Raw genomic sequence first — 25,570 nt, 5'->3', positions numbered from 1 at the left:
GGTCGGTTAGGGACGGTCCGGCGGAGCTGAGTCGGGCGAACCAGGTGCGGGCGCGCCGTCCTGCAAGTCAGGGCGTGTCGGCAGTATCTCGGTCTCGGCTTCAGCGCCAGACACCGGCTCACCCGCCGTGTCGTCGCGGCCGAAGAAGCCGTGGTCGGCTCGGTCCAGGCCGGGGTCAATCAGCGCCGCCTCCGTGCGCAGGCTGAACCAGCCGAGCACGACACCACCGACCAGCGCAATCAGGCCCGCCGCGGTGAACGTGATCGGCAAGACCCGCGACCACAACGCGAGCCGGTCACGCTCGTCGCGGGCCGCGTTGACTTGCGCCTCGATGGTTTCCTCGGTGGAGGTGACTTTGTAGTCGGCGAGCGTCACCTCCGCCTTGCGCGGGTCGCGGGCGAAGTAGTGGTTGGCATGCTCCTGCGCTTTGACGATCGTGCCGGTCACCGGGTCAACCCAGAACGTGCGCTGCGCCGCGTAGTAGCGCGTCATGGTGATCTTTTCGTCGGGGTTGTCGCCAGGCAGGCCCCACCTCGCGGCGGTGGCGGTGACTTTGCCGTCGTCGTCGTTGGCATACAGCGAGGGATACTTGACCGGGTCGACCAGCTTGCCGTCGGCGTCGTAGCCGACGTTCTGGGTGAACTTGTAGGTGGTCAAGCCGTTGACGTCTTCTTGCCCCTGGTAGTTGGCGTCATATGCCTTCTGCGCGATCGGGTCGAAGTAGGAATAGGTCATCTTCTCGGTGTGAAACGGAAACCGGTAGGCCAGCCCGTCGTGCGGCAGCGCGATGTTGGTGGGCGGGCTCTCGTCGTTGATGCTGCGCGGTTTCTGCACCGAGCCGCCGGGATGGGTTTCGTCGGAGACGGCCATCGCGGTTTTGCGGTTAAGGGTGACGGTATCCACGATCGCGAGCAGCAGGCCGGTGTCCTTTTGTTTGTCGCTGCGCCGCACAGTGCTGCCGACTTGCAGCGTGACCACATCGGCGTTGGCGGGTGACTCGACGCTGATCTGTTGCTGGGATACCAGCGGCACGTTCTGGTCGATGACGTAGTGGTCACCGGACAGCGACCCGGGGTCGAGCGCGGTGCCGTTGCCGTCGCTGATCAGTGTGGTGTCGAGGTCGAGCGGGATCTTGGTGATCCTGCTGGTGGTGTAGGTCCACAGCAGCAGCGCGGCGATCAGCAGAGCGGCCCCGAGACCCATGATCCCGCACGCGGCGATCCGCAACATGACTGCTCGGTTCACGTTGCTGTGACCTCCTTCTGGTCCTAGATCGCCGCCACCGGGTTGTGATCAGGCAGCGGGGCAAACCCGTTCGACCCTAACAGCAGAACTTAAGATGCCGGCTTATGTCCCGATGCTCGCTGTAGGCAATTGCGATGTACCCGGGTTCGTGTCGCGAACCCGTCGGCGGCAGACTGGGGCCGGTGACCGAAACGCGCCGGGTCGGCGGGACCCGTAGCTTTTTGCCCGCGGTCGAGGGCATGCGGGCCTGCGCGGCCATCGGGGTGGTGGTCACTCATGTCGCGTTCCAGACCGGGCACTCCAGCGGTGTGGACGGCCGGTTGTTCGCCCGCTTCGACTTCGCGGTCGCGGTGTTCTTCGCGCTGTCGGGGTTTTTGCTGTGGCGTGGGCACGCGGCGGCGGCGCGCGGCCTGGGCGCGCCGCCGGCGACGGGTCACTACTTGCGGTCCCGGGTGGTGCGGATCATGCCCGGCTATGTGGTGGCGGTCGTGGTAATCCTGTGTCTGCTGCCCGAGGCCGACCATGCCAGCCTGACCGTGTGGCTGGCGAACCTGTCGCTCACCCAGATCTATGTTCCGCTGACGTTGACGGCGGGTCTGACCCAGATGTGGAGCTTGTCGGTCGAGGTCAGCTTCTATCTCGCGTTGCCCATCTTGGCGCTACTGGCCCGCCGCATCCCGGTGCGGCTGCGGGTGCCGGTGATCGCCGCGGTCGCGCTCGCCAGTTGGGCATGGGGCTGGATCCCGTTCGGGGCGACGCCCGGGCTTAACCCGCTGAACTGGCCGCCGGCGTTCTGCTCCTGGTTCGCCGCGGGCATGCTGCTGGCTGAGTGGCTGCACAGCCCACTCGGCCTGCCGCACCGGTTGGCGCGCCGGCGGGTGCTGATGGCTGTGGTGGCGCTTTCGGCGTATCTGGTGGGCGCGTCCCCGCTGGCCGGGCCGGCTGGGCTGACGCCAAGCACCGCAGGCCAATTCGCGGTCAAGACGGCGATGGGCGCGGTGCTGGCCTTCGCGTTGGTGGCGCCGTTGGTGCTGGATCGGCCGGATACCCCACACCGCTTTCTGGCGTCCGAGGGCATGGTGACACTGGGTCGCTGGTCTTACGGGATTTTCGTGTGGCATCTGGCCGCGCTGGCCATGGTGTTTCCGGTGATCGGCGAATTCGCGTTCAGCGGATCGATGCCCGTGGTGCTGGTGTTGACGCTGGTCTTCGCCATCGCGATCGCGGCGGTCAGTTACGCGCTCGTCGAGTCACCGTGCCGAGAGGCGTTGCGCCGTTGGGAACATCGCAGCACTCAACCCGGCCAAGACCCTCGCGACGTGCCGGGGCTCGAGCCGGTCAGCAGCGTTGCCGCGCCTGCAACCGTGTGATGACGTCGGCGCGCACCGCCGAGCGGCGCGCCTTGCCGGCGTCGTCGCGCAGCGGGGTGTCGACGAACTCTACGGTCCGCGGCACCTTGTATGCGGCGATACGTTCACGCACAAATGCTTGCACCGCTTGCTCGGTCAGCGTCGACCCGTCGGCGGTTTGGACCAGGGCGTAGGGCACCTGACCCAAGTCCTCGTCGGGAACTCCCACCACCAGACACGACAGCACGTCGGGGTGCGCGGACAGCGCGTTCTCGATCTCGGCGGGGTAGACGTTGCGGCCGCCGACGGTGAACATGTCGACCCGCCGATCCGACAGATAGAGGTAGCCGTCGGCGTCGAAGTAGCCGAGATCACCCAGCGAGTCCCAGCCGTCGCGGCTCTTGGCTGAAACACCGACGTAGCGGTAGGTCGGAGCAGTGCCGGGGCTGGGCCGCATGTAGATCTCGCCGACCACACCGGGCGGGCATTCGCGGCCGTTGTCGTCGAGCACCTTCATCTCACCGGCCACGACGACGCCCACCGACCCGGGGTGGGTCAACCACTGCTCGCCGGAGATGAACGTCAGCGCCTGAAGCTCGGTGCCGCCGTACAGTTCCCAGACCTTCTCGGGGCCGAGCAAGTCGATCCAGGCCTGTTTGACCGCCGGCGGGCACGGCGCACCCAAGTGCCAGAACCGCCGGATCGACGACAGATCGTAGGCATCGGGATTGGCGCGGTAGACCGGCAGCAGCCGCTGCATGATCGTCGGCACCGTCGTCAGGAACGTGACGCGATGCTCGGTGATCAGCCGCAGGAACTCGTGCGGGTCAAACCGGCGCATCAGCACCAGGTGGTGGCGCATCAGCAACGCGATCACCGCTGTAGTGATGCCGGTGTTGTGGGTCAGCGGCACCGACACGAGAGTGGTGTCGCCCTCCTGTGCGCCCAGCGGATAACCGATGGCAGGTGGTATCCGGCTGTCGCCGCCGGCTTCGATGAGCTTGGGCCGACCGGTGCTGCCGCCGGATGCCATCGACTTCCAGCATGGCGATACCGCCTCAGGCAGCGGAGAATCGGAGGTTTCCGGCACGAAACCCGCGGGGACGGAAGGGATTTCACTCTTTGGATCCGTTCGTCCCACCAGAAGCGCCCGCGGTTTCAGCTCCAGCAGGCCCTCAAATTCCGGGTCGGGCAGCCGCGGCGACAGCGGCTGGGGCACCGCGCCGAGTTTCCAGCACGCCACCGCAGCCTGTATCCACTCGATAGAGTTGGGCAGCACGATCGTCACGTAGTCGCCAACACCGACACCACGCCCGGCGTAGGCGCGGGCCAGCCGGTTGGTCGACGCGTCCAGCTCGGCGCGGGTGATGGTGCGCCCGTCGCAGGTGACCGCCGGTTCGTCGGGAGCCAGTTCGGCCAGCCGCGAGATCTGGGTGCCGATCGGCGGGACCGGCTCGGGCTGCGTCATTGGTAGGCGCCCTGGCGTTCGAAGATGCGGCGCGGGTTGTCGACGAGCATGGTGTGCAACTGCTCGTCGGTGACGCCGCGCTCCTTCAGCGCGGGGATCACGTCGTTGTGGATGTGCAGGTAATGCCAATTCGGCGCGGCGACCCGCAGCAGGTCTTCGGGCAGCGCGTCGAAATAGCAGTTGGCGTCGTGCGAGAGCACCATCTTGTCGGCGTGCCCGCGCTCGCACATCCGGGCCACCGTATTCACTCGGTCCTCGAACGGCAGGAACGCGTCGACGCCGAAGCGGTCCATGCCGATGTAGGAGCCGTTGTTGATGAGCTCTTCGAGGTAGTCGATGTCGGTGGTGTCGCCGGAGTGCCCGATCACCACGCGGGTCAGGTCGACGCCTTCCTCGGCGAAGATCCGTTGCTGTTCGAGCCCGCGCCGGGTGGCCGCGTGGGTGTGGGTGGAGATCGGCACACCGGTGCGCTTGTGGGCCTGCGCGACGGCCCGCAGCACTCGCTCGACCCCCGGGGTGACGCCGGGTTCGTCGGTGGCGCACTTGAGGATCGCGGCCTTGACGCCCGTGTCGGCGATGCCGTGTTCGATGTCGCGGACGAACAGGTCGGTCATGATCTCCGGACCGTCCAGCGGCGCGCCCGGGCCCAGATAGTGGAAGCAGAACGGCACGTCGTTGTAGGTGTACAAACCGGTGGCGACGACGATGTTCAGCTCGGTTTGAGCCGCGATCCGCGCGATGCGCGGAATGTAACGGCCCAGTCCGATGACGGTGAGGTCGACGATGGTGTCGACGCCGCGGGCCTTCAGCTCGTTGAGGCGTATGACGGCGTCGGCTTCGCGTTTTGACTCGTCACCCCAGCCTTCCGGGTAGTTCTGGACGACCTCGGTGGTCATCACGAACACGTGCTCGTGCATGAGCGTGACACCGAGATCGGCGGTATTGATCGGTCCCCGTGCGGTATTCAGTTGCGGCACGACGCTGATGCTAGAGCGACGAGCGCCCGAGTTCGTCCAGATTGAAGGTAAGACCGATGGCTGTCGTCACAGCTGCCACAACGGTCTCCGCATGCTGCGGTTGATCTGGCGTTCGGGTTTCGCTGGTGAGTTAGCACCTCGCTTGTTGAGGAGTGAGCTGCATCACAGTAGGATGACCAGTGGTCATCGAGGCGAGGAGGCCTGATGCCGACGGTGACGTGGGCCCGCGTCGATGCGGCTCGTCGCGCGGCGGTCGTCGAAGCCGCCGAGGCCGAGTTTGGTGCGCGCGGCTTCTCCCGTGGCAGCCTGAACGTCATCGCTCGGCGCGCCGGCGTCGCCAAGGGCAGCCTGTTCCAATACTTCGCCGACAAACGCGACCTCTACGCGTTCATCGCCGACGTCGGCAGTCAGCGGGTGCGGTCCTACATGGAAGACCGCATCCGCAAACTCGACCCGAGCAGACCATTTTTCGAATTCCTCACCGACCTGCTCGACGCCTGGGTCGTCTACTTCGCCGACCATCCACGGGAGCGTTCGCTTCATGCCGCGGCCAGTTTCGAGGTCGACACCGACGCCCGCATCAGCGTGCGTTCGGTAATCCACCGCCACTACTTGGAAGTTTTGCGACCGCTGGTGCGTGAGGCACAGGCGCGCGGCGACCTGCGGGCCGACGCCGACACCGACGCGCTGTTGTCGTTGCTGCTCATGATCTTTCCGCATCTGGCGCTGGCGCCCTATGTGCGCGGCGTGGATCCCGTTCTTGGGCTCGACGACCCCACACCCGAGCAGCCTGCCCTGGCCGTGCGCCGGCTGGTGGCCGTGCTGGCGGCCGCTTTCTCCAGCCCGGCTGAAAAGCCAACAACCACCAAGGAGGTCATATGACACGCACACGGTATGGCTCGCTTGCCGCTGGCGGGCTGAACTGGGATAGCTTGCCGCTCAAGCTGTTTGTGGGTGGCAACGCGAAGTTCTGGGACCCCGCTGATATCGACTTCTCCCGTGACCGCGACGATTGGGAGTCGCTTACTGAGCGCGAGCGCGACTACGCCACCCGGCTGTGCGCGGAGTTCATCGCGGGCGAAGAGGCGGTCACCAAGGACATCCAACCGTTCATGGCCGCGATGCGCGCGGAAGGGCGGCTCGGCGACGAAATGTACTTGACGCAGTTCGCGTTCGAGGAGGCCAAGCACACCCAGGTGTTCCGGCTGTGGCTGGACGCCGTGGGTGTGGCCGACGATCTCCACAGTTACCTCGACGACCTGCCGGCTTACCGGCAGATGTTCAACGAAGAACTCCCGGAGTCGCTGAGCGCGCTCGATGTGGATCCATCACCCGCGGCCCAGGTTCGCGCGTCGGTGACCTACAACCACATCGTCGAAGGCATGCTGGCGCTGACGGGCTACTACGCCTGGCACAAAATCTGCGTCGAGCGTGGCATCCTGCCCGGCATGCAGCAGTTGGTTCAGCGCATCAGTGACGACGAGCGACGTCATATGGCGTGGGGAACCTTCACGTGCCGGCGCCACGTCGCCGCCGACGACGCCAACTGGACGGTGTTCGAAAGCCGCATGAATGAGCTGATGCCGCTGGCACTGCAGCTGACCGCAGAGGGCTTTGCGCTGTATGCCCCCGACATTCCGTTCGGCCTGTCCGAGGACGAGTTTTTGCAGTATGCCAGCGACAAGGGGATGCGCCGCTTTGGCACGATCAGCAGCGCTCGCGGGCGTCCGGTCGCCGAGATCGACCTCGACTACTCGCCGCTGCGGTTGGAAGACACGTTCGCCGACGAGGACGCCACGGCACTAGCCGCCTCGGCATAGACGCCGAGCAGACGCAGAATCGCACAATTTTGGTGCCAAACGTGCGATTCTGCGTCTGCTCGCCGGCGTTACTCGACCTTTGTGCCGCCACTGGAGTCGCCGGTCTCGGGTGAGCCGATCCAGACCGTTTTGGCGTTGCAGAACTCGCGGATCCCGTGGCCGGAGAGCTCGCGGCCATAGCCGGATCGCTTGATGCCGCCGAACGGCAGCTCGGGGTAGGACACCACCATCCCGTTGATGAAGACCTGCCCGGCTTCGATGCCGTCGATGAAGCGCTGCTGCTCGGACTCGTCGCGGGTCCAGGCGTTGGAGCCCAGGCCAAAGGTGGTGGCGTTGGCAATCTCGATCGCCTCGTCGATGTCGGCGGCGCGATACACCGACGCCACCGGGCCGAACACCTCTTCGCAGAAGATCGGCATGTCGCGGCGGATGTCCGTGATGACGGTGGGCGGGTAGAACCAGCCCGGCCGGTCGAGACGCTTTCCGCCGCAACGGATCACGGCACCAGCGGCGACGGCTTCGTCGACAAGCTTTTCTACGTCGGCGCGGCCCTGTTCGGTGGCCAGCGGGCCGACGTCGGTGTCGGGGTCGGTCGGGTCGCCTACCCGCAGCGCCGCCATCTGCTCGACGAACTTCTCCACGAAGGCGTCGTAAACATCGGTATGGATGATGAATCGTTTCGCCGCGATGCAGGACTGGCCGTTGTTTTGCACCCGCGCAGTGACCGCGGTGCTGACCGCCGCGTCGAGATCGGCCGACGGCATCACGATGAACGGGTCGCTGCCGCCGAGTTCGAGCACGGTGGGCTTGATCTCGTCACCGGCGATGGCCGCCACCGAGCGGCCCGCGGGCTCGCTGCCGGTCAGCGTCGCCGCGGCCACCCGCGGATCGCGCAGGATGGTCTCGACGGCGCTGGAAGGTACCAGCAGCGTCTGGAAGCAGCCGTCCGGGAAGCCGCCGCGGGCGATAACGTCGGCGAGATAAAGCGCGGTCTGCGGCACGTTGGAGGCGTGCTTGAGGATACCCACGTTGCCGGCCATCAGCGCTGGTGCAGCGAATCGCACTGCCTGCCAGAGCGGGAAGTTCCATGGCATGACGGCCAGCACTACCCCCAGCGGTTGATACCGGGTATAGGCCCTGGCCGCGCCCACTGCGACGGCATCGGCCGGCTCGTCAGCCAGCAGCTGTTCGGCATTGGCCGCGTAGTAACGAAATCCTTTGGCACACTTAAGAACTTCTGCCTTTGCCGCCGCTAGTGTCTTGCCCATCTCCAGTGTCATCATCGCCGCTGTCTTCTCGGCTTCGGCTTCAAGCAGCTCGGCGGTGGCCCGCGCCCACGTCGCGCGCTGCGCGAAGGTAGTGCGGCGATACTCGGCGAACCGGGCATGTGCCCGCCCGATGGCTGCGTCGATTTCGTCGGGCGTGGCCGGAGTAAAGGTTTGGACCGTCTCTCCTGTTGCCGGGTTGATGGTGGCGATGGGCATGCTGCATCCTTCGGCTGCTCGTTACGGAACCGCCCTCCAGCCTGCCACTATCGTGGCTTGCGTGAGTACCGCCGCCCAGCTGATGGTCAAATGCCTCGAAAACGAGGGTGTGTCCGTCGTCTTCGGGATACCGGGCGAGGAGAACATCCGGTTTGTGCAGGCTCTGGCCGCATCGGATATCCGCTATGTGCTCACCCGCCATGAGCAGGGCGCGGCGTTCATGGCCGAGATGTATGGCCGCGTCACGGGACGCGCGGCCGTGGTGTCGAGCACGTTGGGCCCGGGTGCGATCAACATGCAACTCGGCGTCGCCGATGCCACCACCAACAGCACCCCGCTGGTCGCGATCTCCGCCCAGGTCGGCCGCGACCGTGAGTACAAGGAGTCGCACCAATACGTCGACCTGGTGTCGATGTTCGCTCCGATCACCCGCTGGGCCGACGGCGTTCCCACCGCGCGGGCGATTCCGGAAATGGTCCGCAAAGCGTTCAAGGTGGCCGAGACGGAACGTCCGGCCGCGGTTTACCTGGCCGTGCCCGAGGACATCGATGCCGACACCACCGAATATGCAGACCTCACCCCGCTGCCCCGCAACGTCGTCCGCGCCGAGGCCCCGGCGGCGGGCCAGGTTCAACGGGCCGTCGAAGTCTTACGTAAGGCGCAGCGTCCGGTGGTGCTGGCCGGGCATGGCGCTGCCCGCAACGACGCCAGCACGGCTTTGATCCGGTTTGCCGACGAGCTGGGGATCCCGGTGGCTAACACCTTCCACGGCAAAGGCGTGATGCCCGACGACCACCCCCACAGCATCGGCACCATCGGGTTCATGCGGCATGACTACGTCAATTTCGGGTTCGACAACGCCGATGTCGTCATTGCTGTCGGCTATGAACTGCAGGAATTCGACCCCGTGCAGATCAACCCGACTGCCGACAAGAAGATCATCCACATCCACCGCTTCCCCGCCGAAGTGGACGTGCACTACCCGGTTGCGGTCGGCATCATCGGAGACATCAGTGCGTCGCTGAACGCGCTGACCGATGCCTTAGCGGGGCACCGCTACTCCAGCGCCGCCACGGCCCCAGCCTGCGATCTGCTAGCCGAGGAATTCGCTCGTGGACAACAGGATTCGCGATTTCCGCTGGCGCCGCAGCGGGTGGTCGCCGATACCCGTGCCGCGCTGGGGCGCAACGACGTGGTGCTTGTCGACACCGGCGCGACCAAGATGTGGATGGCCCGCCTGTATCCCACCTATGAGCGCAACACCTGTTTGATCTCAAACGGATTGTCCACCATGTCTTTTGCGTTGCCGGGAGCGATCGGGGTCAAGCTAGCACGCCCGGACTGCAAGGTATTGGCTGCCGTGGGCGACGGGGCATTCATGATGAACTCGCAAGAAATCGAGACCGCCGTCCGGGAGCGGATACCGCTAGTGGTGCTGATCTGGGAGGACGGCGGCTATGGGCTCATCGAATGGAAAATGGACCTCGAACTCGGCAACCACTACTACGTCAAATTCGGCAACCCGGACGTGGTGAAATACGCGGAAAGCTTCGGCGCCAAAGGATATCGCATCACCTGTGCGGAGGAATTACTGCCGACGCTGAAAACCGCGCTTGACGACGACGGGGTGTCGGTGATTTCCTGCCCGGTCGACTATTCGGAGAATCTGCGCCTGACCGAGCGACTCGGCCAGCTGGACGCGACGCTATAGTGGCTCACCCGTGTTACGCGGCGTCGACCGGGCGCAGCGTCTGCCCTGAATGCCTCGGCCGCTGCGGTTGGCGGAGGTAGACACGGCGCGCTTCGTCTACTACACTGTGTCGTACACAGCTTTCTGCGTCGGGTGGAGCGCTGATGGATTTGGTCGACATTTCTCGATGGCAGTTCGGGATCACGACGGTCTACCACTTCATTTTCGTGCCATTGACAATCGGTCTGGCGCCGCTAATCGCCGCGATGCAGACGGTCTGGGTGGCTACCAACAATGTCGCCTGGTATCGGCTCACGAAATTCTTCGGCAAGCTGTTTTTGATCAACTTCGCGATAGGCGTTGCGACCGGGCTGGTGCAGGAGTTCCAGTTCGGCATGAATTGGAGTGAATATTCACGGTTCGTCGGCGACGTATTCGGGGCGCCGCTGGCGATGGAGGGTTTAGCCGCGTTTTTCTTCGAGTCCGTCTTCATCGGCTTGTGGATCTTCGGCTGGGGCCGACTGCCTCGGTTGGTGCATTTGGGATGCATCTGGGTGGTAGCGATCGCGGTGAATCTATCTGCGTTCTTTATCATTTCGGCGAACTCCTTCATGCAGCATCCGGTCGGAGCGCACTACAACCCGACGACGAAGCGCGCTGAACTGGACAGCATCGTCGCCCTGCTCACCAACAACACCGCACTATGGGCGTTCGCGCATGCGGTCGTCGGTAGTCTGCTGACCGCTGGCGTGTTCGTGGCCGGCGTCTGTGCATGGTGGATGGTTCGTAAACCTCACGCCGACGAGGCGCGCACCATGTACCGGCCGGCCGCCATCCTTGGTTGCCTGGTCGCCCTGGCCGCTGCGGTGGGTTTGTTCTTCACCGGAGATATGCAGGGCAAGCTAATGTTCCGACAGCAGCCGATGAAGATGGCTTCAGCGGAATCGTTGTGCCACAACGAATCCGACCCGTACTTCTCAATTCTCACCATCGGCACCCACAATAATTGCGACAGCATCACACGCGTGATCGAGGCTCGATACGTGCTTCCCTTCCTGGCGGAAGGGAAGTTCAGCGGCGTCACGCTGGAAGGCGTCAAGGATATTCAGCAGCGCTACGAGAAGCAGTTTGGTCCGGGAGACTACCGACCGAACCTGTTCGTGACGTACTGGGCATTTCGCGTCATGGTGGGGCTCCTTGTAGTACCCTCGTTGTTTTCCATTGTCGCGCTGTGGATGACGCGCGGTAAACGGGTCGTGGACCGGCAGTGGTTTTCCTGGCTGGCGCTGTTGACCATCCCCACGCCATTTTTGGCCAACAGCGCCGGCTGGGTGTTCACCGAGATGGGACGGCAACCCTGGGTCGTGGTGCCCAATCCAGGTGGAGATCAATCGATCCGAATCACCGTGGCGCAGGCTGTTTCTGATCACGCACCGGCAATGGTGATGTTCTCACTGGCAACGCTAACCCTGGTTTATGCCGCGCTCGCGGTCATTTGGTTCTGGCTGCTGCGCCGCTATGTGGCCGCGGGGCCCCAGGAACACGACGCCGAACCGGTGCCGCGCCCATCACCCGACCAAGAACAGGTCGCGCCGCTGTCGTTTGCCTACTAAGCCATCAACGAAGAGGAGCTGATTCACGGTGGGCCTGCAGGAGTTGTGGTTCGTGATCCTCGCCGTGCTCTTTCTCGGGTTTTTCATCCTGGAAGGCTTTGACTTCGGTGCCGGGATGTTGATGGCGCCGTTGGGTCGCATCGCGAAAGGCGACCGCGAGGCCCATCGACGCGCCGTCCTCAACACGATCGGGCCGGTCTGGGACGGCAACGAGGTATGGCTGATCACCGCGGGCGCGTCGATGTTTGCGGCGTTCCCGAACTGGTATGCCACGGTGTTCTCCGCGCTCTATCTGCCGTTGCTGGCGATCTTGTTTGGCATGATTCTTCGGGCGGTCGCCATCGAATGGCGTGGCAAGATCGACGACACGAGATGGCGCATCTGGGCTGACTGCGGGATTGCGGCGGGATCGTGGCTGCCTGGAATTCTGTGGGGGGTGGCCTTCGCCATCTTGGTGCGCGGATTGCCCGTCGACGCGCGGCATCACGTTCACCTGTCGTTTGGCGACGTCGTCAATGCCTACACGGTGCTCGGTGGGATCGCCTCCGGTGCGCTGTTCCTTTTCCACGGCGCGGTATTTCTCGTCCTGAAAACTGAGCAGGCAGTGCATGAGGACGCGCTGCGCGTTGCGACCGCATTGTCGTTGCCGGCGACCGTGGTGTTGGGTGCGTTCGGGCTGTGGACTCAGCTGGCTCATGGAAAAGGGTGGACGTGGTGGGTCCTGGCGGTTGCAGTGGCAGCCCAGTCGGTGGCGGTCGGGCTGGTGTGGTGGCGGCGGTTGCGGCGCAATGCGATGACCGGTAACCGCGGTGAGGGTTGGGCGTTCGTGTGTACGACGCTGGTTGTTGCCGCGGTGGTGGTGTTGCTGTTCGGCGCCTTGTACCCCGACCTGGTCCCGTCGACACTGAATCCGAACTGGAGCGTCACCATCTACAACGGCTCGTCGACCCCGTACACACTGCGGTTCATGTCCTGGGCGGCATTGATCTTCGCGCCACTTGTCATGGTGTACCAGGGTTGGACGTATTGGGTGTTTCGCCGACGGATCTCCGCCGAGCGCATACCGGAATCGATAGGCTTGCCGAGGGCCGCGGCGTGATCACGACAGGTGGTGCGAACAGGCGCAACGGCACGCGTTTTGGCCCGAAATGGGAGCCACAGCGTTTATTCGCCGATTTCGACCGGAGCGCGCGCCGCTGGGCTGGGAAACGGCAACACCAACTGGCCCGCGGACCTATGCTCGTCGCGAAGCTACCGGTGATAAGGAGGACCGCGATGCGCCTGTCTACCCGAAACCAACTCAAAGGAACCATTGCCGAAGTCGCCCTGGGCAACGTCATGGCGATCGTCAAGGTACGGCTCGACGGTGGAGATCAGGTCATCACATCCTCGATTACCAAAGATGCCGCCCAAGAGCTGGGCCTCAAGGCCGGTCAACCCGCGACGGTGTTCATCAAGTCGACAGAAGTGACGATCGGCGTCGACTAAGCCGCATATTCAAAGGTGATTTACGAAGCAGCGTTGGTGGATAAGGATTCTGGTTATCGCTATTCCACGCAGCCTTTCATTTCGCTGGCTTTGGGCAGCTGCGCCATCGAACGATCGGGTGGGCTGATTGTTGGACAAGAGGCCGACTTATCTCCAACGCCTCACCCTGCACCTTTGACGGAGACGCCGTCGAATTCAATTGTCTGACATGCCGACCGGTAACCGGATGCCCAGGCTATTTCCAAGCATCGCCACGCAGCTGTTTGTGCGTCTCAGCGGGAACCAAGTCACCACCAGACTCAATCGCCGGACGCGGGAGATGTTTTCGTCTTGCCAAGCGTGACCGGACCGACGTACTCACCGATTAGGGCACGATGCCACCAGGCTCGTTCGCGCAGCAACTCCCGAAATGTGGTGTAGCGGTACTGGTAGAGCTGCACGCGCACGTACCGTGGCGCGGAACCGGGGAATGGGTTGTGACGCAGCAAGCGCAGTGTCGCGCGGTCGTTCTGCAAAAGCCGCACCAGGAAGGGGCCTAGCCATCGCTCGGCGTACAGCGGTGAGATAGCGGCGAACCACATGAGCCAGTCCAGACGCAGATGGTACGGCGCCCATTGCCGAGGCAGCCGGCGGACCGCGCCGGGTTTGCCTTTAAATTCGTACTCCCTCCACACCGTCTGCTCAGTGAGCGTGGGCTCGTCGGTACCCTCGACGATTAGCTCGTTGCGAATCCGCCCGATGCTTCCAAACGCCCCATAAGTGTTGACGAGGTGAAACGGGTTGAACGACATGTTCATGCGCTGGTGGCGCGACATCATGTTGCGCATCGGCCAATAGCTCAAAAACAGCGACAGCGCCGTGAAGGCGATCACCAGTCCGGCGAACCAAAGCGGCGGCTCGGCAAACGCCGGCGGCTTGGGCACCGGCAGCACCATGGACCACGACGAGTCGTCGATCACACTGCAGCCCAGCAAGATCGTCAGCCAATTAAGCCAGGCGAAGTTGCCGGAAATCACCAGCCACAGTTGGGTGATGACGACGACCGCGCCGGCCATGCTGGCAACCGGCTGCGGCGCGAACAACCCGAACGGGACCACGAGTTGGGCGAAATGATTGACCGCTACTTCAATTCGGTGCAGCGGCCTGGGCAGGTGATGGAAGAACCAACTCAGCGGCCCGGGCATGGGCTGGGTCTCGTGGTGGTAGTAAAGGCAGGTCAGGTTGCGCCAGCACGGGTCACCGCGCAGCTTGATCAAGCCGGCACCGAACTCCAGCCGGAACAACAGCAACCGCGCCAGCCACATCGCCAGCAGCGGCGGGCCGACGCGGGCGTTACCGAGGAAGATCGCGAGAAAGCCGGTCTCCAGCAGCAGCGACTCCCAGCCGAACGAATACCACGTCTGGCCGACGTTGACGATCGACAGATAGAGCACCCACAGCACCAGCCACATCAGCATCGCCGCCCACAACGGGACGAGGTCGGCGAGCCCGGCGACTATCCCCGCTGACAGCGCCGCACCGAACCAGGAGATGCCGGAGAAAAACCGGTCCGAATAGTGGAAATGAAAAAGGCTCGGCGCCTGCCAGAAACTCTGCCGAGCTAGATAACGCGGTATTGGCAGCATGCCGTGCTCCCCGAGAAGCGCCCGGAATTGGCGCGCTGCCGCGACGAATGCGATCAGATAGACAGCCGCTACGCCGCGCTCGAGGATCAGTCTGCCCAGCCAATATTCGGGTGCCGTAAACCATCCCATGTCCGCAACTCCCGGGACCGTGGACGTTGACAACCGCCTACCTAGTTTCCAGCCTAGAACGTAATTTCGATGACGCCGAAAATTGGCAAACTCATCGTCCGCCCGGCTCCTCCTCGGGCCGATACCCGGCCCGCATCGTCGCCGCTGGGCCTAGTTGCGCGGCTCCTCCTCGGGCCGATACCCGGCCCGCATCGTCGCCGCTGGGCCTAGTTGCGCGGCTCCTCCTCGGGCCGATACCCGGCCCGCATCGTCGCCGCTGGGCCTAGTTGCGCGGCTCCTCCTCGGGCCGATACCCGGCCCCGCATCGTCGCCGCTGGGCCTAGTTGCGCGGCTCCTCCTCGGGCCGATACCCGGCCCGCATCGTCGCCGCTGAAGCGAGCATTGCGAGCGAGATCAGCGCCAGCAACTGCACACCCGGTGAATGGCCGGCGTAGCCGTCGACCGACCGCCAGGGATGCCGCGATAGCACCGCACCCGCCACGATGAGCCCGCCGGCGCTCAACCCGACAGTGACCGCCTCGCACATCCGCTGCCGGTGGCGCAGCGCGTACCGCAAAGCCAGGGCCGCGCCGAACACGGCGAACCCCACGATGCCGGCGATCAGCGTCCCTGCTGCCACGACCGCGACCATGCCCCAGCGCCGCGGCGCCCATGGCCGCGCGGGCTCGTCGTCGACAAGCCGCCGCCGCGCCGGCCACCACGCGAGCAGGGCCAGCACAGGCAGCAGCGCCAGACCACCCAGCAGCCCGGTGCGGTACAGCGAGTTCGAAACAAAAGTCAGCGTGATCGTGCCCGCGGTGCCCGCGGGCACGACCCAGCCCTGCTGCCAGCCGTTGACCGCGACCGGCGTCAGCCTGGTCCCGTCGCCGGTGCGCGCCACCCAGCCCGGGTTGATGCTTTCCGGCACCACCAGCACCCGCGCGGTGTTGGCAGTCGGTGCCCTAACCTCGCGGCGCGCTGGCCCCCACGCGCCCGTTTCAGCGAGAACTCTGGTGGCACTGGGCAATTCAGGTGTAGAAGGATCCGTCAGCTCGGCCCCGTCGACCGCAAACGCGTCGCCGGGGCTGATCACCAGCTCCTGCTGTCCGGCCGGCAGCGCGATGGGCTCGCGCTCGCAGGGTTGGGCCGCTACCGGTTCGCCGTCGAGCAACGCCCCCGCCGTGGTGCGGATCGAGGTGTGCACGAAACGGCCCGCGATTGCCAGGACCGGGCCGTGAGCGCAGTCGACGGTGATCTCCCGGGACCTGTTGCGGTTGGCATCGGCGCCTGCCACCGGTCGATCGTCGCCGCCAAGTACCGCCACCTCCGCGAGGCCCGGCGGCTTGAGCTGATCGAAGCCCAACGCCGTCCGGTCGATGACGTCGTTCCAGTTCAGCAAGCTGAGCGTGATGGTGTCGGTAGTCCGGGATTTCAGCCGGATTGTCTGCGGGCCGGCCGCGTCGCTCGATTTCAGTTCGCGGACCTGTGGGCCGTCGCCGAGGTCGACCGCCACCATGGTCGGGTGGGCGGGCACCGCAGAGCGGCTCGCGGTCAGCCGCAACCCGGTCACCTCCGCGGGCCGCGGCAACGTGAGGGTGAGCGTGGGCGGCGTCTTGTACTGCACGACGTGCTGCGGAGCCGTCCACGCGGTCGCCGGATCTCCGTCGGTGGCGGCGTATGCCGAGCCGAGCACGTCGATAAGGTCGGAGTCGCCGCGGGCCCGCACGGTGTCCGGCTCGGCGATCAGGTCGGCCAGCTGAGGCCCTTGCCGCGGCCGCACCCACACCCTCGGCGTCACCGACATCGGCCGCGGCACGGTCAACGTTCGGCTGAAACCGACCTGTTCCTCTGGAGTCAGTGCCATCGACGCCGCGCAGTGCACCCCGTCGGGCGCTTCGGCGCAGCCCGGTCTTCCCAGTGGCTCCGAACCCAGATTCCATTGTGCGACAACCGAATTCGATGGCGGACCCGGGACCAGCACGGTGTGACGCAGCGCGACCGGGTGCGCGAAGCCCGACGCGTCGTACTGGGTGACCGACAGGTCGGTAATGGCGAATTGCACACCGGCGGACCCGTCGTCGGTGCCGATGGCGGTGATCCGCACCCAGGGTGTTTCGCCGTAGGGCAGCGCCGCGGTGAGCGGTTTGCCGGGCTCATCGAACCGCAGCGTCGTGGTGCCGTTGACGGTGGCGACCTGGATGCGGCGGATCTGGGCGCCGACGGCGGTCGCGCTGGGAGTGAGGGTGATGACGCCGTTGGTCACTGGGTGGTCGAAATCGACCTGCAGCCATTGACCGACCGCGGCTTGCAGCGCATTGGACACCCACGCGGTCGCCGGATCGCCGTCGACGGCCGCGACCGGCGAGGTGGAGGGTGCGACGTCGGGCAGCGCGGTGGCGTCCGACGACGAGCTCGACGCGCTGAGCCGGCCACCGGTCCAACCCCCGAAAACCGTGTCGGCACCTGGAACCGGATAATCCGGCACCCGGTTGTAGGTGTGACGAGCGTCGCCTGGCGCGCGGATCGCCGACGAGTGCAGGTCCACCCGGCCGTAGTCGGTCTCCCGCGCCAACGGGGTGTCGGTGACCGTGACTAGGGGCGCCGCGAGGCCGGCACGCCGGGCGTCGGCAGTCATCAGCACCGGCCCCAGCGGCGGGTCGTTGAGCAGACGCCGTCGTTCGTCCAGGCGCAGCAGCACCTCGGGGCCTCCGTCGATGCGGGCGAGTTGGTCAATGTCGGCGAAATAGGGCGCCGCCGGATTACCGGCAGCAGCAGTGACCCGGTAGATCTCGACCGCAGGATACGGCGGCCGCAGCCCGCTGTCAGTGACGAAACCCGGCAGGACGCCGGCGCCTACCGGCGGCCCGAATTGCGCCACCTTCTGCAGCCGCGGCGACCCGGCAATGGCGCGGTGAACCAGGATCGGGCGCGCCGAGCGCGACGTTTCGGGGTCCAGATCGTTGCGCACCACCACATACGAAATGCCTTGGCGGGAAAGGGTATCGGCGAGCCCCGCGGACGGCCGGCCCGCGGCGAAGAGACGCTGCACCGAGTCCAGTGCTCGGATGGTTTGGGGTGGGGTCAACGGGATGGAGTCACGTACCCCCCACGGGCTATCACCGAGGACCTGCAGCGGCTCGTCGTGACTGGTCCCCCAGACCTGGGTGGCGAAGGGTGCGCCAGGAACCACTAGCACCCGTCCGGGCATCGGCGTGCCCGTGTTGTGCTCGGCGAGCCACTCGGCGGCGTCGCGCCAATATTGAGGTATCGCACGGAAGGTGCCCGGCGGCGTGAGCCGGCCAGTCCAGGCCAGCGAGGTACTGACCATCAGTGCGATCAGCACCACGATTCCGACCGCAACCCGCTTGTCGCGTTCGGGATGGGCGAATGCGCGGACCCAGTCGCGGACCGGGGCGCTGCCGGGCAGCGGTATCCGGCCGAGCAGCTGCGCGAGGCCCAGCGCGACCGGAATCCGGATCAGTGACTCCAGTTTGTGCACGTTGCGCAGCGGTGCGCCGCCCGCGTCAAGGAACGCTTGCACCTGGTGGGCCAGCGGCGAGCCCAGTCCACCGGAGTAGCCGGCGGCCAACAGCACGATGCCGACCAGCAGCATCGTCACTAGCCGCCCGCTTCCGGGCGCGCCGCGCCCGGCTAACCCAGCCAGGCCCGCCAAGCCGCCGGCCGCGACCAGGCAGGTGCCCAAGATGGCCACCGAGCCGGTGACCAGCGGCGCGCCCGCGGTTGCGTGGGGCGCCACGAATGGAGTCCAGCTGGCCGTACCGCGCAGCACCTCGACCAGCGACGACCATTGGGTGGTGACGCCTGAGGATTCGATGAAGTCCAGGAACGGCGGGCTGATCCGGGCCAGCAGGATCAACGCCACCAGCCACCACAGCGTCGCCAGCGCCAGCGCCAGCAGCCACCACCCCGTGTACCGCCACCACACCCGGCAGGGTCGATGGCACGCCCACCAGACGACGGCGGGCAGGCAACCCGCTACCGTGGCGATCGCGTTGACCGCGCCCATCAGCGCGACCGCGAGCCCGGCCTGTCCGGCCAGCCGACGCACCGACCGGCCGGGTTCCGCGCGGAGCGCCACGATGGTGGGCAGCAACACCCACGGCGCCAACATGATCGGCAGGGTTTCCGAGGAAATCGACCCGACCGTGGTCAGCACCCGCGGCGATAGCGCAAACGCCGCGGCGGCGATCACCCGTGACGTCGGGCTGCCGATCCCGAGCACTTCAGCGACCCGCAGCAACCCCCAAAACCCGACCGTGAGCAGCAAGGCCCACCAGAGCCGCTGGGTGACCCAACCCGGCAGCCCAAGCAAATGCCCGGCAAGGAAGAACGTGCCATGCGGAAACAGGTAGCCATAGGCCTGGTTTTGCGCTTGGCCGAACGGCAGCTCGCTGTTCCACAGGCTGGTCGCTCGGGCCAGAAAGCGCAGGGGGTTGGCGGTCAGGTCGAGTTTGGTGTCGGGCGAGATCTGTCCCGGCGACTGGGCGAAGCTCAAGGTCAGCGCGACCGCGCAGACCACCCACAGCCAGCGCCGCGACAGTGACGCGGCAAACCACGGTGCGGGCTTCGCCGCGCTCCGACCAGATCCGGGTTGCCCGGCGTGTGCCCGGGCCGCTACACCGGCCCGCATCGCCGGCTAGGTGCGGTTGCCGTACTCGACGCGGTTGAGCACCGACGACTGCGGATCCCCGCCGGGAAGTGGCGGCTTGGTGTCCTGCTGCACCATCAGCGTGACCCCGAAGATCGCGGCGGCGCCCAGCAACAGACCGACCACGACGCTGGCTGCGGCGGGCGCAACGAACCGGTTCATCGGTGGCTCCTCGAAAATGCGATCGTGGGTTGTGGTCAACCTAGCAGAAACGCAACTGGCGGCCCGCGGCGTGGTTTTCGGCACCAGGTGGCCCGGGGCTACCGCGGATCCTCGCCGTGACAGCATGGGCTGGTGTTTGTCGTCCGCATGGTGGCTGTGCTGGCCGCTACGTCGATGCTGATGACGGCGTGCGGTCGTACCGCAGACCACCCGCCCACCTCTGCGCGGCCCGGGGCGGGGGCGTCGGGCAAGCCGGTCCCCCCGGCATGCGGGGACGGGACTGCGATGTTGGCGGCAATGTCCACCCGCGACAAGCTCGCCCAGTTGCTGATGGTCGGGGTGCGCAACGCCGGTGATGCCAAGGTCGTCGTGGCCAACCATCACGTCGGCGGCATCTTCATCGGCAGCTGGACGGATCTGTCGATGCTGACCGACGGCTCTCTGACCGCTATCGCGCGCAGCGCGGCCCCATTGCCGCTGGCGGTGAGCGTCGACGAGGAAGGTGGCCGGGTGTCGAGGCTGTCCCCCCTGATTGGGGCCGCTGCGCCGGCCCGGGTGCTGGCGCAGACGAAAACCGCCGACGAGGTGTACACCGTGGCCTTGGACCGTGGCCGCAAGATGCGCACCCTCGGCATCACCGTCGATTTCGCCCCGGTGGTCGATGTCAGCGACGCCCCGGCCGACACGGTCATCGGCGACCGGTCGTTCGGATCCGATCCGGCCGTCGTCACCGCCTACGCCGGCGCCTATGCGCGCGGCCTGCGCGACGCCGGGCTGCTGCCGGTGCTCAAGCACTTTCCAGGGCATGGGCATGGCTCTGGCGACTCGCATACCGGCGCGGTCACCACCCCTCCGCTTAGCGAGCTGCAACGCGACGACCTGGTGCCGTATCGGACGCTGGTCACCGCCAACCCGGTCGGGGTCATGATCGGTCACATGCAGGTTCCCGGGCTGACCGGCGACCAGCCGGCGAGCCTGAGCCCGGCCGCGGTGCAGCTGCTGCGTGCTGGTACCGGCTACGGCGGTCCGCCCTTCGACGGCCCGGTCTTCAGCGACGATCTGTCCAGCATGGCCGCGATCTCCGACCGTTTCGGCGTGGCCGAGGCGGTGTTGCGCACCCTGCAAGCGGGCACCGACACCGCGCTGTGGGTCACGACCGACGAGGTTCCCGCGGTGCTGGACCGGCTGGAAAAAGCGGTGGCCGCAGGGGAGTTGACCATGCCCGCGATCGACAAATCAGTGTTGCGGATGGCCACGGTGAAAGGACCCAACCCGGCGTGTGGCCGGTAGCGCATGTGGGCGGCAAGCCCGTTGCTTACCCTGGAGTCACATACGTCCGAAAATTAGCCAGATCACGAAGGACAGCGCATGGCCGGTGGTACCAAACGGTTGCCGCGTGCTGTCCGCGAGCAACAGATGCTCGATGCTGCCGTCCAGATGTTTTCGGTCAACGGCTACCACGAGACCTCGATGGACGCGATCGCCGCCAAGGCCGAGATCTCCAAGCCGATGCTTTACCTGTACTACGGGTCCAAGGAGGAGCTTTTCGGCGCCTGCCTGAACCGCGAGCTGACGCGGTTCATCGACGGGGTCCGCGAGGAGATCGATCTAAAGCAGAGCCCGAAGGACTTGCTGCGCAACACTATTGTCGCGTTCCTGCGCTACATCGACGCCAACCGGGCTTCGTGGATCGTCATGTACACTCAGGCCACCAGTTCGCAGGCATTCGCCCAAACTGTGCGGGAGGGCCGCGAGCGGATTATCGAATTGGTCGCCGACTTGCTGCGGGCGGGCACTCGCAACCCTGACCCCGATACCGACTTCGAGATGATGGCCGTGGCATTGGTCGGAGCCGGTGAGGCGGTGGCGACCCGGCTCAGCACCGGGGACACCGACGTCGACGAAGCCGCCGAACTGATGATCAACCTGTTCTGGCGCGGCCTCAAAGGCGGGCCAGCCGACCGGGACGTCGACACTGCGTCCAAACTCGCCGCCGGCTCCGGTTAGAGCGAGCGAACTGCGCCGGTGAGGTAGGGATAGCGCTTGGTGAGGTTGCGCAGCGCAAGTTCCCAGCCGTCGTCGACGCGGTCAACGTACAGGCCTGCCCGGGTGGGCAGCACCATCGGTTTGCCGAACCTCACCGAATAGCTCACGGCGCCCGGAAGACGGCCCTCGACGTTGGCCAATACCGCTGCGGCACTGAACATTCCGTGTGCGATGACGGTTGGGAAGCCGAACAGCTTGGCAGCGATCGGGTTGGTGTGAATCGGATTATGGTCGCCGCTGACCGCCGCATAGCGGCGAATCTGTCTGGGGGTTATTCGCAGCACCGCACTGGGGGGCGGCAGCTTCGGCTGCTTCTGCGGTGGTGGTTTGGGCTCATCGGACAAGCTGGTGCGCTGCTGATGCAGGAAGGTCGTCACTTGATGCCACGCGGTGTCGGTGCCGACACTGACGTCGGTCACCAGATCGACCAGCAAGCCCTTGCGGTGTTCGCGCAGGTTCTCCGCGTGCACCTTGACGCCGACGCTGTCGGTCACCGCGATCGGGCGGTATTGGGTGATGTGGTTTTCGGTGTGGATGGCTCCTATTGCGGCAAAAGGAAAGTCGAATGACGTGACCAGGGACATCACTGCCGGGAAGGCCAATACGAACGGATAGGTCAGCGGCACAGTGTCGCGGTAGCGGAGACCGGTGACCGCAGCATAGGCCGCCACATGTGCGCGGTCAATCGACACATCGTCGACCTTGATCGTGCGGTCGGGCAGCCGGTCGTCACGGGGAACCACCGGCAACGCCCCCGCCGCCGCGCGCAGCATGTTCTTCAGTCCACTGGGTTGCGTCATGGCGCTCAAGCACCCATCATTGCTTGGCCGCAAACGCGAATGACGTTGCCGGTTATGGCATTCGACGCAGGGTTGGCGAAATAGGCGATGGTTTCCGCCACGTCGACCGGCTGTCCACCCTGCAGCAGCGAATTCAGGCGCCGGCCCACCTCGCGGGTGGCCAGTGGGATCGCCGCGGTCATTTGGGTTTCGATAAATCCCGGCGCGACGGCGTTGATCGTGATGCCCTTCTCAGCGAGGGCGGGCGCCAGCGCTTGGGTGATGCCAATCATGCCGGCCTTGCTGGTGGCGTAGTTCGTCTGCCCCCGGTTGCCGGCGATACCGGCCACCGAGGACAGCCCGATCACCCGACCGCCCTCGCCGATACAACCATTGCCCACCAGTCCTTCGGTAAGACGAAGCGGCGCAAGCAAATTCACAGCCATGACCGCGTCCCAACGATCACCGTCCATGTTGACCAGCAGCTTGTCGCGGGTGATGCCGGCATTGTTGACCAGGATGTCGGTGCGCCCGTTGTGATGGTCGCGCAGATGCTGGGTGATCTGGTCGACGGCATCGGCGGCGGTGACGTCGAGGGTGAGCGCCGTGCCGCCGACGCGGCTCGCGGTCTCGGTGAGCGCGTCGGCCGCGGCGTCCACGTCAATCGCGACCACTCGGGCTCCGTCGCGGGCCAACACCTCGGCGATCGTCGCGCCGATGCCGCGGGCAGCGCCGGTCACCACCGCGACTTTGCCGTCGAGCGGGCGGTCCCAGTCGGCCGGGGGTGTGGCATCGGCTGCTCCGACGTAAAACACTTGGCCATCAACGTATGCCGATTTCGCCGACAAGAGGAACCGCATCGTCGACTCCAGGCCGGTTGCCGCTGGTTTGGCGTCCGGGGAAAGGTAGACCAACTGAGCGGTTGCTCCCCGCCGTAATTCCTTGCCCAGCGAGCGGGTGAAACCCTCCAGCGCACGCTGCGCGATTCGCTCGTCGGGGCTCGCGGCTGCCTCAGGAGTGGTGCCGACGACGACAACGCGGCCACAGGCGCCTAGGTTGCGCAGCAGCGGGGCGAAAAACTGGTGCAGCGCTTTCAACCCGGTCGGCGCGGTGATCCCGGTGGCGTCGAAAACGAGGCCGCCGAACAAGTCGGCCCAGCGACCGCCGAGGTTGGCGCTTACCACCTCGTAGTCTCTGTCCAGTGCGGTGCGCAGCGGCTCGACCACCCGGCCTTCCCCGCCGATCAGCAAAGATCCGTCGAGTGGCGGATCACCTACCCGGTAGCGGCGCAGCGGCGGGGGTTGTGGAATTCCGAGCTGCTTGGCCAGAAACGACCCAGGACCGGAGTTGACGACCTGCGAGAATAGATCGGATGAAAGCTTAGGGGCCACTGAGCTGCCTTCCGTTGTGGACGTATCTCGTAACCAACGACGAACTTACTCCAGAGTAAGAACGGTGGGTAGTATGGCCCTCATCGGCGGACCAATCCCAACTGACGACACGGAGACAAACGTGGCCCCTGCAAGCACTTCGACAAGTTCTCAGATAACTAACCAGCCTGCCAACAAAAGTATGCAGTCGCGGCGACGCGTCGCCGTGCTGGGTGGCAATCGTATTCCGTTCGCACGGTCCGACGGCGCGTACGCCGACGCATCGAACCAGGACATGTTCACTGCTGCGCTGAGCGGCTTGGTGGATCGTTTCAATCTTGCCGGTGAACAACTCGGCGCGGTGATCGGTGGCGCGGTGCTCAAGCACAGTCGCGACTTCAACCTGATGCGGGAATGCGTACTGGGATCGGCCCTCTCGCCGCACACGCCGGCCATCGACATGCAGCAGGCCTGCGGGACCGGGTTGCAGGCGGCAATCGCCGCGGCCGACGGCATCGCTGCCGGCCGCTACGAGGTGGCCGCCGCGGGCGGTGTCGACACCACGTCGGATCCACCGATCGGTCTGGGCGACAGCCTGCGTCGCACGCTGCTGAAGCTGCGCCGGTCCACGTCCAACCTCGAGCGGCTCAGGCTGGTGGGCACGCTGCCCGCCACCCTCGGTGTGGAGATCCCGGTGAACGCCGAACCCCGCACCGGGTTGTCGATGGGTGAACACCAGGCCATCACCACCAAGCAGATGGGCATCAAACGAGTCGACCAGGACGAACTCGCCGTCGCCAGCCACCGCAACATGGCCGCCGCTTACGACCGCGGCTTCTTCGATGACCTCGTCACCCCGTTCTTGGGGCTGTACCGCGACGACAACATGCGCCCCGACGCGTCGGTAGAGAAGCTGGCCCAGCTCAAGCCGGTGTTCGGGGTGAGGGCCGGCGACGCGACGATGACGGCGGGCAACTCCACGCCGCTGACCGACGGTGCCTCGGTCACGCTGCTTGCCAGCGAAGACTGGGCTGCCCAGCACTCCCTGGCGCCGCTGGCCTACTTCGTCGATGCCGAGACCGCCGCGGTGGACTACGTCAGCGGCAACGACGGGCTGCTGATGGCGCCGACCTACGCCATCCCCAGGTTGCTGGCGCGGAACGGACTGAGCCTGCAGGACTTCGACTTCTACGAGTTCCACGAGGCGTTCGCGTCGGTGGTGCTGGCGCATTTGCAGGCGCTGGAGTCCGAGGAGTACTGCAAACAGCGGCTGGGCTTAGACGCGGCACTGGGATCCATCGACCGGTCCAAGCTCAACGTCAACGGTTCATCGCTTGCCGCCGGTCACCCGTTCGCCGCGACCGGGGGGCGTATCCTCGCGCAGACCGCCAAGCTGCTGGCCGAGAAGAAGGCCGAGCAGAAGGAAGGAGCCGGCACGCCGCTGCGCGCGCTGATTTCGATTTGCGCGGCCGGTGGGCAGGGCGTGGCCGCCATTCTGGAGGCCTGAACCATCGGGCGCCGAATTTCGTTGCGAAGTTTAGTAACGCCGGACCCCGGGTACGCGAAATATGGATAGCTCCGTGTTGTCGTCCGACCCCCGACCCGATGGCAACGCGGGGCATCCCTGGTCGAAGAGGCCGCCGCTGGACTGAGGGGATCCAGCGGCGGCCTCTTAGG

General features: G+C 65.7%; 19 protein-coding genes. 10 read left to right on the top strand and 9 right to left on the bottom strand.

Translation table 11 applies throughout. From position 1 onward, the window contains the following. Window positions 1-6: 6 nt before the first annotated feature. Window positions 7-1,245, bottom strand: a complete 1,239-nt coding sequence (locus MYXE_RS22340; RefSeq protein WP_112650203.1) for a PorA family protein — start codon at window positions 1,243-1,245, stop codon at window positions 7-9. Between the two features lie 239 nt (window positions 1,246-1,484). Here MYXE_RS22340 and MYXE_RS22335 point away from each other — a divergent pair, with 239 nt between their 5' ends. Further along, the gene (locus MYXE_RS22335) at window positions 1,485-2,615 is read left to right on the top strand and encodes an acyltransferase family protein (protein ID WP_232061886.1); all 1,131 of its coding nucleotides are present in this window, start codon (window positions 1,485-1,487) and stop codon (window positions 2,613-2,615) included. Here the strand turns inward: MYXE_RS22335 and MYXE_RS22330 are convergent. Both MYXE_RS22330 and MYXE_RS22325 read right to left on the bottom strand, forming a co-directional pair. Further along, entirely contained in the window at window positions 2,584-4,062 is a 1,479-nt protein-coding gene (locus tag MYXE_RS22330; RefSeq protein WP_085195337.1) for an AMP-binding protein, read from the bottom strand. The genes MYXE_RS22335 and MYXE_RS22330 overlap by 32 nt on opposite strands. Beyond that, window positions 4,059-5,039: a phosphotriesterase family protein gene (locus tag MYXE_RS22325; RefSeq protein WP_004571723.1), complete on the bottom strand. Its 981-nt coding sequence runs from the start codon at window positions 5,037-5,039 to the stop codon at window positions 4,059-4,061. The genes MYXE_RS22330 and MYXE_RS22325 overlap by 4 nt, the downstream gene beginning before the upstream one ends. A 204-nt stretch (window positions 5,040-5,243) precedes the next feature. Here MYXE_RS22325 and MYXE_RS22320 point away from each other — a divergent pair, with 204 nt between their 5' ends. Next, entirely contained in the window at window positions 5,244-5,921 is a 678-nt protein-coding gene (locus tag MYXE_RS22320) for a TetR/AcrR family transcriptional regulator (protein WP_004571724.1), read from the top strand. Then, entirely contained in the window at window positions 5,918-6,859 is a 942-nt protein-coding gene (locus tag MYXE_RS22315) for a R2-like ligand-binding oxidase (protein WP_004571725.1), read from the top strand. Before MYXE_RS22320 ends, MYXE_RS22315 begins: the two co-directional genes overlap by 4 nt. Before the next feature lie 68 nt (window positions 6,860-6,927). Here the strand turns inward: MYXE_RS22315 and MYXE_RS22310 are convergent, their stop codons facing one another. Next, window positions 6,928-8,343 carry an NADP-dependent succinic semialdehyde dehydrogenase gene (locus tag MYXE_RS22310; protein ID WP_085195335.1) on the bottom strand — a complete coding sequence of 472 codons (1,416 nt, stop codon included), beginning with the start codon at window positions 8,341-8,343 and terminating at the stop codon, window positions 6,928-6,930. Window positions 8,344-8,425: 82 nt separating this feature from the next. Here MYXE_RS22310 and MYXE_RS22305 point away from each other — a divergent pair, with 82 nt between their 5' ends. The 4 genes from MYXE_RS22305 (at window position 8,426) to MYXE_RS22290 (ending at window position 13,134) form a co-directional block, all read left to right on the top strand. Next, complete coding sequence (locus MYXE_RS22305; RefSeq protein ID WP_172468609.1) at window positions 8,426-10,054, top strand: acetolactate synthase large subunit; 1,629 nt, start codon at window positions 8,426-8,428, stop codon at window positions 10,052-10,054. A 143-nt stretch (window positions 10,055-10,197) separates the two neighbouring features. After that, the gene (locus tag MYXE_RS22300) at window positions 10,198-11,646 is read left to right on the top strand and encodes a cytochrome ubiquinol oxidase subunit I (protein ID WP_085195331.1); all 1,449 of its coding nucleotides are present in this window, start codon (window positions 10,198-10,200) and stop codon (window positions 11,644-11,646) included. A 28-nt stretch (window positions 11,647-11,674) separates the two neighbouring features. Continuing rightward, on the top strand, window positions 11,675-12,745 hold the full coding sequence (cydB, locus tag MYXE_RS22295) for a cytochrome d ubiquinol oxidase subunit II (protein ID WP_004571729.1): 1,071 nt from the start codon (window positions 11,675-11,677) through the stop codon (window positions 12,743-12,745). Between the two features lie 176 nt (window positions 12,746-12,921). Continuing rightward, on the top strand, window positions 12,922-13,134 hold the full coding sequence (locus MYXE_RS22290; RefSeq protein ID WP_004571730.1) for a TOBE domain-containing protein: 213 nt from the start codon (window positions 12,922-12,924) through the stop codon (window positions 13,132-13,134). A 299-nt stretch (window positions 13,135-13,433) separates the two neighbouring features. Here MYXE_RS22290 and MYXE_RS22285 read toward each other — a convergent pair whose 3' ends face one another. From MYXE_RS22285 to MYXE_RS22275, 3 genes are all read right to left on the bottom strand, one after another. After that, window positions 13,434-14,888 (bottom strand): lipase maturation factor family protein, encoded by a 1,455-nt coding sequence (locus MYXE_RS22285; RefSeq protein WP_085195329.1) that lies wholly within the window; start codon window positions 14,886-14,888, stop codon window positions 13,434-13,436. 319 nt (window positions 14,889-15,207) lie between these two features. Next, window positions 15,208-19,428 carry an alpha-(1->3)-arabinofuranosyltransferase gene (locus MYXE_RS22280; protein ID WP_039890514.1) on the bottom strand — a complete coding sequence of 1,407 codons (4,221 nt, stop codon included), beginning with the start codon at window positions 19,426-19,428 and terminating at the stop codon, window positions 15,208-15,210. Between the two features lie 96 nt (window positions 19,429-19,524). Further along, the gene (locus tag MYXE_RS22275) at window positions 19,525-19,698 is read right to left on the bottom strand and encodes a DUF2613 domain-containing protein (protein WP_004571733.1); all 174 of its coding nucleotides are present in this window, start codon (window positions 19,696-19,698) and stop codon (window positions 19,525-19,527) included. Window positions 19,699-19,845: 147 nt separating this feature from the next. On the opposite strand from MYXE_RS22275, the gene MYXE_RS22270 reads away from it, so the two are divergent. Continuing rightward, entirely contained in the window at window positions 19,846-20,988 is a 1,143-nt protein-coding gene (locus MYXE_RS22270; protein ID WP_039890516.1) for a glycoside hydrolase family 3 N-terminal domain-containing protein, read from the top strand. A 78-nt stretch (window positions 20,989-21,066) separates the two neighbouring features. Continuing rightward, entirely contained in the window at window positions 21,067-21,705 is a 639-nt protein-coding gene (locus MYXE_RS22265) for a TetR/AcrR family transcriptional regulator (RefSeq protein ID WP_004571735.1), read from the top strand. Here the strand turns inward: MYXE_RS22265 and MYXE_RS22260 are convergent. Together MYXE_RS22260 and MYXE_RS22255 are read right to left on the bottom strand one after the other, a co-directional pair. Beyond that, entirely contained in the window at window positions 21,702-22,544 is an 843-nt protein-coding gene (locus MYXE_RS22260; RefSeq protein ID WP_004571736.1) for a MaoC/PaaZ C-terminal domain-containing protein, read from the bottom strand. The two genes, MYXE_RS22265 and MYXE_RS22260, sit on opposite strands and share 4 nt — an antisense overlap. A 5-nt stretch (window positions 22,545-22,549) precedes the next feature. Continuing rightward, a complete protein-coding gene (locus MYXE_RS22255) occupies window positions 22,550-23,914 on the bottom strand; it encodes a 3-oxoacyl-ACP reductase (protein WP_004571737.1) in 1,365 nt (454 codons plus the stop codon). A 121-nt stretch (window positions 23,915-24,035) separates the two neighbouring features. Between MYXE_RS22255 and MYXE_RS22250 the strand changes: the two genes are divergently transcribed. Beyond that, window positions 24,036-25,400 carry an acetyl-CoA C-acetyltransferase gene (locus tag MYXE_RS22250; protein WP_415624445.1) on the top strand — a complete coding sequence of 455 codons (1,365 nt, stop codon included), beginning with the start codon at window positions 24,036-24,038 and terminating at the stop codon, window positions 25,398-25,400. Window positions 25,401-25,570 lie beyond the last annotated feature (170 nt).

This window comes from Mycobacterium xenopi (assembly GCF_009936235.1).
Classification (GTDB): domain Bacteria; phylum Actinomycetota; class Actinomycetes; order Mycobacteriales; family Mycobacteriaceae; genus Mycobacterium; species Mycobacterium xenopi.
This window is presented reverse-complemented; position numbering and strand designations above follow the sequence as displayed.

Bases quoted from the DNA above. Each gene is read 5' to 3' on its own strand.
- MYXE_RS22335 (WP_232061886.1), top strand. From the start codon at position 1,485: ATGCGGGCCTGCGCGGCCATCGGGGTGGTGGTCACTCATGTCGCGTTC.
- MYXE_RS22275 (WP_004571733.1), bottom strand. From the start codon at position 19,698: ATGAACCGGTTCGTTGCGCCCGCCGCAGCCAGCGTCGTGGTCGGTCTG.
- MYXE_RS22260 (WP_004571736.1), bottom strand. From the start codon at position 22,544: ATGACGCAACCCAGTGGACTGAAGAACATGCTGCGCGCGGCGGCGGGG.
- MYXE_RS22270 (WP_039890516.1), top strand. From the start codon at position 19,846: ATGGTGGCTGTGCTGGCCGCTACGTCGATGCTGATGACGGCGTGCGGT.
- MYXE_RS22305 (WP_172468609.1), top strand. From the start codon at position 8,426: ATGGTCAAATGCCTCGAAAACGAGGGTGTGTCCGTCGTCTTCGGGATA.
- MYXE_RS22330 (WP_085195337.1), bottom strand. From the start codon at position 4,062: ATGACGCAGCCCGAGCCGGTCCCGCCGATCGGCACCCAGATCTCGCGG.
- MYXE_RS22290 (WP_004571730.1), top strand. From the start codon at position 12,922: ATGCGCCTGTCTACCCGAAACCAACTCAAAGGAACCATTGCCGAAGTC.
- MYXE_RS22265 (WP_004571735.1), top strand. From the start codon at position 21,067: ATGGCCGGTGGTACCAAACGGTTGCCGCGTGCTGTCCGCGAGCAACAG.
- MYXE_RS22285 (WP_085195329.1), bottom strand. From the start codon at position 14,888: ATGGGATGGTTTACGGCACCCGAATATTGGCTGGGCAGACTGATCCTC.
- MYXE_RS22315 (WP_004571725.1), top strand. From the start codon at position 5,918: ATGACACGCACACGGTATGGCTCGCTTGCCGCTGGCGGGCTGAACTGG.
- MYXE_RS22310 (WP_085195335.1), bottom strand. From the start codon at position 8,343: ATGCCCATCGCCACCATCAACCCGGCAACAGGAGAGACGGTCCAAACC.
- MYXE_RS22300 (WP_085195331.1), top strand. From the start codon at position 10,198: ATGGATTTGGTCGACATTTCTCGATGGCAGTTCGGGATCACGACGGTC.
- MYXE_RS22320 (WP_004571724.1), top strand. From the start codon at position 5,244: ATGCCGACGGTGACGTGGGCCCGCGTCGATGCGGCTCGTCGCGCGGCG.